Below are 6,800 nucleotides of genomic sequence, written 5' to 3'. Positions count from 1 at the left end.
GCTTTTATCAAATGGAAGGTTTTAAAAATTATGATTAACATTCGTTTCAAACGTTTCTTATAAAGATCTCATTTATGTTTCAAACGTTTAAACGTCCATTTAGAGAGGTTTTCATAAGCATCTTTTTATTTTGTACTCAAACATAACTTCTTTGCAAATTAATCGTTCTATATTTGTGCTCTGTGCTTTTAAATGGTAACTTTTAAAACGTTTTTTAGTATCATATCTAAGGTAAAATAGTCTTTTACTGCTATGTATTAGCCGCCTCCATTTTTTTATGGAAGCGAATAGTTCCGTTCTTCAAAACTAGCTATGCACTATATTCATTAAAAGGCTTTTCATTTCATAAGATATAACGTTTTGAACTTCATTACCTTTATTTCCTACCTCAGTAAAAAAATACCGTGGTTATAAAATCAATCTTCTCTTTAAATCCTTTGTGCAATCTTTACGAATAAACCCATAAGCTTATGACCGTTTCAAACGATTATTCCTTTGAAGGTTTCGCTCAAAAAAGAGCAAAACTCATACCATTCTTTAAACGTATACAATTTATGTTATCTATAATTTCAAACAACTAAATTTTTAAACAATGTGATTTGTGCTATGATAAAAACGTATCATAAAATTTATAAACTGTTATGAATGATATCTGCTTTTCATTTCATTTGAATGCCCCCATGCGTTATAATATTTACATCATGATTTTCTTTTTATGGTCTATTCATACATGGCAATCCTGTATAAAAAATAGTCAAATGAATCACGTATAAAAATGTGGATTCTGAAGGGGGTGTATATAAAATAATGGCATAAAAACTATTGACTTTATTGTGTTTTTTGATATTATACCGAATATTTGGACGATAGGGTATGGTCATACGAGCCATGCTGGTCACCCCTTTGTCAAAAAAGGCATGCGTATTACGCACAAGCAAGCAGAAGAAATTCTTTGTAAGGATTTAAAGCAATTTGAGCAAGCTGTTTCGGAATCTGTGAAGGTTTCCTTAACGGATTGCCAATTCGCGGCCTTGGTTTCTTTTTGTTATAATGTAGGCACGAAAGCTTTTTGCAAGTCGAGTTTGTTGAAGAAGCTTAATCAAGGGGATTATGAAGCTGTACCCGTCGAATTACAGAAATGGAATAAGGTAGGAGGGAGGCTTCTTGCTGGTTTAGCCAACCGTCGAGCAGCTGAAGCAGGTTTGTGGGCTAAGGGGTCTTATGTTTCTTCCAACTATCAAAGAGTGGAAACGAAGGAGGCAAGAGGTGTTTTTAAGGTAGAAGCTTTAGCGCCGATTATAGGATCTTGTTCAGGGTTTGGAGGTTTTTTGGTGGGCAATGGCCCGATCCAATGGGCTTTAGCAACCCTTATGGTTTTAGCCGCCTGTGTTGGCCTTTTCTTTGTAGCAAAACGGTTTCGGGAGCAGCGGTTGTGATTTTTTGGTTCAAAAGAAATTTAACTCTGATGTTCACGGCTTTAGCCGTTTTTTTAATGGCTTTAGCTAAAGCTTTTCGTCTTGGTCAGAGGTCAGAACGTCAAAAGCAAATAGAGACTTCTTTAAAGATAGCAACGACGCGTTTTGAGGTTGAAAATGAAGTTAATCAAAAAAGTGATAGTGGTGTTCGTTCTTCCCTTACTCGTTGGCTGCGGGGCAAGTAGGAGTGTTACTTGTGAAGGTTGGTTGCCGATTTACTTGGATACTCAAGATGTTGATGTCATCAGCTCACATTTAGCAAGAGATATTTTGAAACATAACCAACAGGGAGCACGCTTATGTGGTTGGCAAAATGAGTAGAAGAAGTAAGGAGGAGCAAGATCTATCGGAAACCGAACGACAGTTACTTCATGAGATGATAGAAACCTATCAAGGCTTGAAGATGATGTCGCGTATTATGAAGTGGATAGCTTTCATTGTTTTTATTTTAGTGATGGATTTTGCTCGCCTTATGGACGCGCTAGATAATATTTTCTCACATCTCAAAAAGTGGCTAACCAAGAGTTAGAACTCACAAAATCTTTTCTTTAAAAATATGACGAAACAAGAATTTACCCAAACACTGTTTGCGTGGATGGGTGGAAAACACCATCTGCGTAAGACAATTATACCGATTTTAAATAGTATTGACCATAAAACCTATGTTGAACCGTTTTTAGGTTCAGGTGTTATTTTCCTAAATAAAAGACCAGCAAAATATTCCGTGATTAATGATTTGAATGGAGAGATCACGAATCTGTTTCAATGCGTTCAAAACCATTTTGATGCTTTAGCCAACCGACTTGAATGGTTTGTTTGTTCGAGACAGTTGTTTTTTGACTTTGCGGCAATTTCCCCAGAGAACCTTACCGAAGTTGAAAGAGCCGCTCGTTTTTTGTTTCTCCAACGTTGTGTCCTTTATGGGAAAAATGATTATACCTCTTTTAGTTTTGGAAGAAAGCGCCCAGCAGGGTTTAATCCCGAGAAGCTTTTAGCCAGGATGAGACGTGTTAGGCAAAAATTGCTTGATACGACCATATTAAATTTGCCGTGGGAACGGGTTGTCGCACTTTTTGATGCACCTGATAGTTTATTTTATTTAGATCCGCCTTATCTTGTAAAGAAGAAGTATTATAGCTCTGGGAATTTTGTTGAAGAGGATTTTGTAAGTATGGCAAAAGTTCTCAAGGGTATTCAAGGGAAGTTTGTTTTGAGTCTGAATGATTGTGATGCGGTTAGAGAGATCTTTAAGGATTTTGATTTTTTAGAAGTTGAGACGCTTTGGACAGCAGGTATGGCAAAAAAAACACCCCGAAAAGAACTTCTGATTCGCAATAATTAAGAGACATATTGCAAAATCCTATTCCCAAACTTTTATTTATATCTCCCCCATAGTGAAAAAGATTTATAAATACAATAAGTTATTTTACATAAAACTTATATATTATTCATTCTAGTAATTATAATATTTTTTTAATAAGAAAAAATAAAAAAACACGATACTTCAATATGTTAGTATTTCACAACACAATCCATAAATATAGCTCAACCTATAAATAAGAGGAGAGTCCGTTTTATATTGTGAAAGAACATGTGTAAGAAGGTGATCGATAGATTTTTGATCTGAGGGAAATATTTTTATGCATTGCCTTTTTATATTTTAATTTTAGGAGAATGAGAAATAATTATAGATTGGAGGGTTACATATTGGGATAGAAGGGGCCCTCATTGCCTTGTGGACAAATCCAAGTGATGTTTTGGTTCGGATCTTTGATATCACACGTTTTACAATGGATGCAATTTGAAGCGTTGATAATATAAGTTAGATGATCATTATGCTCTAGCCATTCGTAAACAGCGGCGGGGCAATAGCGTATGGATGGTCCTCCATAGATTGCATATTCAGAGTCCTTTTGTTTTTTTAGGGAGGCTATTTTTAAATGGCAAGGTTGATTTTCTTCATGGTTCGTATTGGAAAGGGCAACACTTGAAAGGCGATCGAAGGTTACAACACCATCTGGTTTGGGGTAAGCAATGGGTTGAAATTTTTTTGCTGGTTCGAGACATGCAGAATCCTCCTTTTCGTGGGAGAGTGTTTTAAATAAGGAAAATCCGAATAACTGTTGCCACCACATATCCAAACCGGCAAGTTTAATTCCATATTTTGTTCCATATTTTGCCCAGAGCGGTTTGGTATTACGTACTTTATAGAGATCTTTACCAATGAGCCCTTTTCGCCACTGTTCTTCAATTTCTTTAACCTCATCATGGGCACGTCCTTGCGCAAGAGAAGTAGCTATTTTATCGGCAGCTAATATGCCTGATAAGATGGCATTGTGTGATCCTTTGATACGAGGAACATTAACAAAGCCCGCAGAGCAGCCAATAAGTGCACCACCAGGAAAAGTGAGTTTTGGTACGGATTGCCAACCTCCTTCGCTGATAACACGTGCACCATAGGAAAGACGTTTTGCACCTTTGAAGATTTCATAGAGTTTTGGATGTGTTTTAAAACGTTGAAATTCTTCAAAGGGAGAAAGATAAGGATTTTTGTAATCTAAGTGTACAACAAAACCGACAGAAATAACATTGTTTTCTTGGTGATAAATAAAGCCACCACCACCAGTATTATTGTCTAACGGCCAACCGATGAAATGTTGCACTAAACCACGTTGGTGTTTGTGAGGATCAATTTCCCAGAGTTCTTTAAGACCAAGACCAAACTTTTGTGGTTCACGATTTTTGCTAAGGTTGAAATGTTGTATCAGTTGTTTTGCAATTGAGCCGCGTGCACCTTCTGCAATTAGAGTGTATTTTGCCAATAAAGCCATACCAGGCATATAATTTTTTCCGGGGGTTCCATCTTTGTTAAGTCCCATATCACCGGTGAGAACACCAATAATTGCTCCGTTATCATTTTGGATGGTTTTTGTTACGGCAAAACCAGGATAGATTTCAACACCCAACGCTTCAGCTTTTTTGCTTAGCCAACGGCAAACGTTCCCTAGCGAAACAATATAACATCCATCATTTGATAAGATTTTGGGATGCAAAATATTAGGAAATATTGTAGCTTTTCGAGGCTTTAGAAAAAAAAACTGGTCACGAGTAACAGGGGTTATGAAGGGATGCTCGTTGTCACTTCTCCATTCTGGTAAGAGTGTATCGATACCAATGGGATCAACAATTGCGCCAGAGAGAATATGTGCTCCAACTTCGGTCCCTTTTTCAACAATTGTGACAGAAAGCTCTGGGTTAATTTGTTTTAAACGAATTGCGGCAGAAAGCCCTGCAGGTCCTGCTCCGACAATAACTATGTCAAACTCCATACTTTCACGCTGGTCATGCAGAGGTGCTTTCATGATTTATAAATTTTTCTCCAATATTGGAATAGTTTGGTGTGGGTTGCTCACAAGAGATGAAGCAACGATTTGCATGGCGAAAAGTTCTCTTGTTTTTTCTTTAAAAATGACTTTGTTAAATTTCATATTTACGCGTTGATGATGTAGAGGTGAATTCATAGTTTATAAAGCTTTCTCCAATGCTGGAAGAATTTGGTGGAGATCACCTACAAGGGTGTAATCGGCAATTTGCATAATGGGCGCTTCTTCATCTTTATTAATGGCAACAATAATTTGTGCATCCATTATGCCGGCTAAATGTTGGATTGCCCCGGAAATGCCAACAGCTATATAGAGTTCAGGAGCAACGATTTTGCCTGTTTGTCCAATTTGCCAATCATTGGGAGCATAGCCTGCATCTACTGCTGCGCGGCTGGCTCCTAAAGCCGCATCTAATTTGTTTGCAAGGGGAAGAAGAAGTTCCATAAATTTTTCTTGAGAACCAAGACCTCGTCCACCTGATATAATAACGCGGGCCGAGGTTAGGTCAGGACGATCACTTTTGTTCGTTGCTGCTGTTACGAAAGAAGAAAGATTGGGATTGGGAGCTGGTGTGATTGTTTTAATGGGAGCAGAATTATTTTGGGAAGACGTTGGTGTGAAAGAAGCTGTTCGAACTGTTATAATCTTTTTGTGATCATTGGTACGTACAGTTTCAATTGCATTGCCTGCATAAATTGGACGTTTGAAGGTATCGGGTGAAAGAATGGCCGTAATATTTGAAATTTGCATAAGATCAAGAAGAGCTGCTACGCGTGGCATTACATTTTTCCCAGTGCTGTTGGATGCAGCCATGATTACATCGTAATCATTGGCTAACTTAATGATTGTATCTGCTATAGGTTCGGCGAGTTGATGGGTTAAGTAATCTGCTTCGGCAATAAGAATTTGCCGCACACCATTAAGTTTAGAGACATCTTCCGCGATCGTTTGAATTTTTTCTCCGCAAATCAAAATATCGATATCATTATTGAGTGCGCGCGCAGCGGTAAGTGTTTTTGCAGTTTCTTTTGTATTATGATCGGCCAATAAAAGAATTGCCATAAGTTTTTGCCTTTTTATATACGTGTTGTTTTTACTCTTGTGGTGGGGATATTAAATGCAGTTTTTTTGTTTTAGAGCGCTGACAAGCTCTACTACATTCGCTACTTTAATACCGGATTGACGGGGTTTTGGTTCTTCAACGCTTAAAATTGTTAAGCGTGCTTTCGTGTCAATGCCGAGATCAGCAAGAGCTTTTTGTTCAATGACTTTCCTCTTTGCTCTCATGATATTGGGGAGAGAGGTGTAACGCGGTTCATTGAGCCTTAGATCAGTGGTCATAATCATGGGAAGAGCAAAACAAAGGGTTTGTGTACCATGATCGATTTCACGAGTAACTATAGCATGCCCATCTTCTATGTTAAGATGTGAGGCAAAAGTTGCTTGTCCCCAACCAAGAAGAGCAGCGAGCATTTGTCCTGTTTGGTTGCTATCATCATCAATCGCTTGTTTTCCTAAAAAGACCATATCGGGTTTTTCGTCATCAACAATGATTTTGAGAACCTTAGCAATTGCTAAGGGTTCAAGTGTTTGATCTGTTGTGATAAGAAGTGCGCGATCAGCTCCCATCGCAAGTCCTGTTCGTAGAGTTTCTTGGGTTGCTTCTGGTCCAATTGAAACAAGGACAACTTCTGAAACTTTACCGGATTCTTTTTGGCGAATTGCCTCCTCCACGGCTATTTCATCAAAAGGATTCATAGACATTTTTACGTGAGACAGATCAACGCCTGTGCTATCGGGTTTGACGCGTATCTTGATATTATAATCAACAACACGTTTGACAGCGACAATTATCTTCATGATGATCCTCTTCGTTTATGATCGCAAGTTTATAGCAATATGCATAATAAACCAAATTGTTTAAAATGAAGTCTTATTTATA

At 37.9% G+C, this 6,800-nt stretch carries 7 protein-coding genes; 4 read left to right on the top strand and 3 right to left on the bottom strand.

Annotation, left to right across the window (positions count from 1 at the left end; all coding sequences use genetic code 11):
- Positions 1–833 precede the first annotated feature (833 nt).
- The 4 genes from MCY_RS08175 to MCY_RS08155 all read left to right on the top strand — a co-directional run bounded on the left by MCY_RS08175 (position 834) and on the right by MCY_RS08155 (position 2,817).
- Positions 834–1,436 (top strand): lysozyme, encoded by a 603-nt coding sequence (locus MCY_RS08175; protein ID WP_007347900.1) that lies wholly within the window; start codon positions 834–836, stop codon positions 1,434–1,436.
- A complete protein-coding gene (locus MCY_RS08170) occupies positions 1,433–1,660 on the top strand; it encodes a hypothetical protein (protein WP_007347899.1) in 228 nt (75 codons plus the stop codon). Before MCY_RS08175 ends, MCY_RS08170 begins: the two co-directional genes overlap by 4 nt.
- Positions 1,661–1,776: 116 nt before the next feature.
- A complete protein-coding gene (locus MCY_RS08160) occupies positions 1,777–2,004 on the top strand; it encodes a hypothetical protein (RefSeq protein WP_007347898.1) in 228 nt (75 codons plus the stop codon).
- Between the two features lie 27 nt (positions 2,005–2,031).
- Positions 2,032–2,817 (top strand): DNA adenine methylase, encoded by a 786-nt coding sequence (locus tag MCY_RS08155; protein WP_007347897.1) that lies wholly within the window; start codon positions 2,032–2,034, stop codon positions 2,815–2,817.
- Positions 2,818–3,175: 358 nt separating this feature from the next.
- On the opposite strand, the gene MCY_RS08150 is transcribed toward MCY_RS08155, so the two are convergent.
- The 3 genes from MCY_RS08150 to MCY_RS08140 all read right to left on the bottom strand — a co-directional run bounded on the left by MCY_RS08150 (position 3,176) and on the right by MCY_RS08140 (position 6,718).
- Positions 3,176–4,837, bottom strand: a complete 1,662-nt coding sequence (locus tag MCY_RS08150) for an electron transfer flavoprotein-ubiquinone oxidoreductase (protein ID WP_007347896.1) — start codon at positions 4,835–4,837, stop codon at positions 3,176–3,178.
- A 162-nt stretch (positions 4,838–4,999) separates the two neighbouring features.
- Entirely contained in the window at positions 5,000–5,920 is a 921-nt protein-coding gene (locus tag MCY_RS08145) for an electron transfer flavoprotein subunit alpha/FixB family protein (RefSeq protein WP_007347895.1), read from the bottom strand.
- 51 nt (positions 5,921–5,971) lie between these two features.
- Positions 5,972–6,718, bottom strand: coding sequence for an electron transfer flavoprotein subunit beta/FixA family protein (locus MCY_RS08140; RefSeq protein ID WP_007347894.1), 747 nt, complete (start codon positions 6,716–6,718; stop codon positions 5,972–5,974).
- Between the last annotated feature and the right edge of the window lie 82 nt (positions 6,719–6,800).

Source organism: Bartonella rattimassiliensis 15908 (assembly GCF_000278215.1).
GTDB classification, from domain to species: domain Bacteria; phylum Pseudomonadota; class Alphaproteobacteria; order Rhizobiales; family Rhizobiaceae; genus Bartonella; species Bartonella rattimassiliensis.
The sequence above is the reverse complement of the archived record's forward strand: the minus strand, read 5'-3'. Positions and strand labels throughout refer to the sequence as shown.

Coding starts and splice junctions, on each gene's coding strand:
- MCY_RS08150 (WP_007347896.1), bottom strand. CDS start 4,837: ATGAAAGCACCTCTGCATGACCAGCGTGAAAGTATGGAGTTTGACATA.
- MCY_RS08155 (WP_007347897.1), top strand. CDS start 2,032: ATGACGAAACAAGAATTTACCCAAACACTGTTTGCGTGGATGGGTGGA.
- MCY_RS08140 (WP_007347894.1), bottom strand. CDS start 6,718: ATGAAGATAATTGTCGCTGTCAAACGTGTTGTTGATTATAATATCAAG.
- MCY_RS08145 (WP_007347895.1), bottom strand. CDS start 5,920: ATGGCAATTCTTTTATTGGCCGATCATAATACAAAAGAAACTGCAAAA.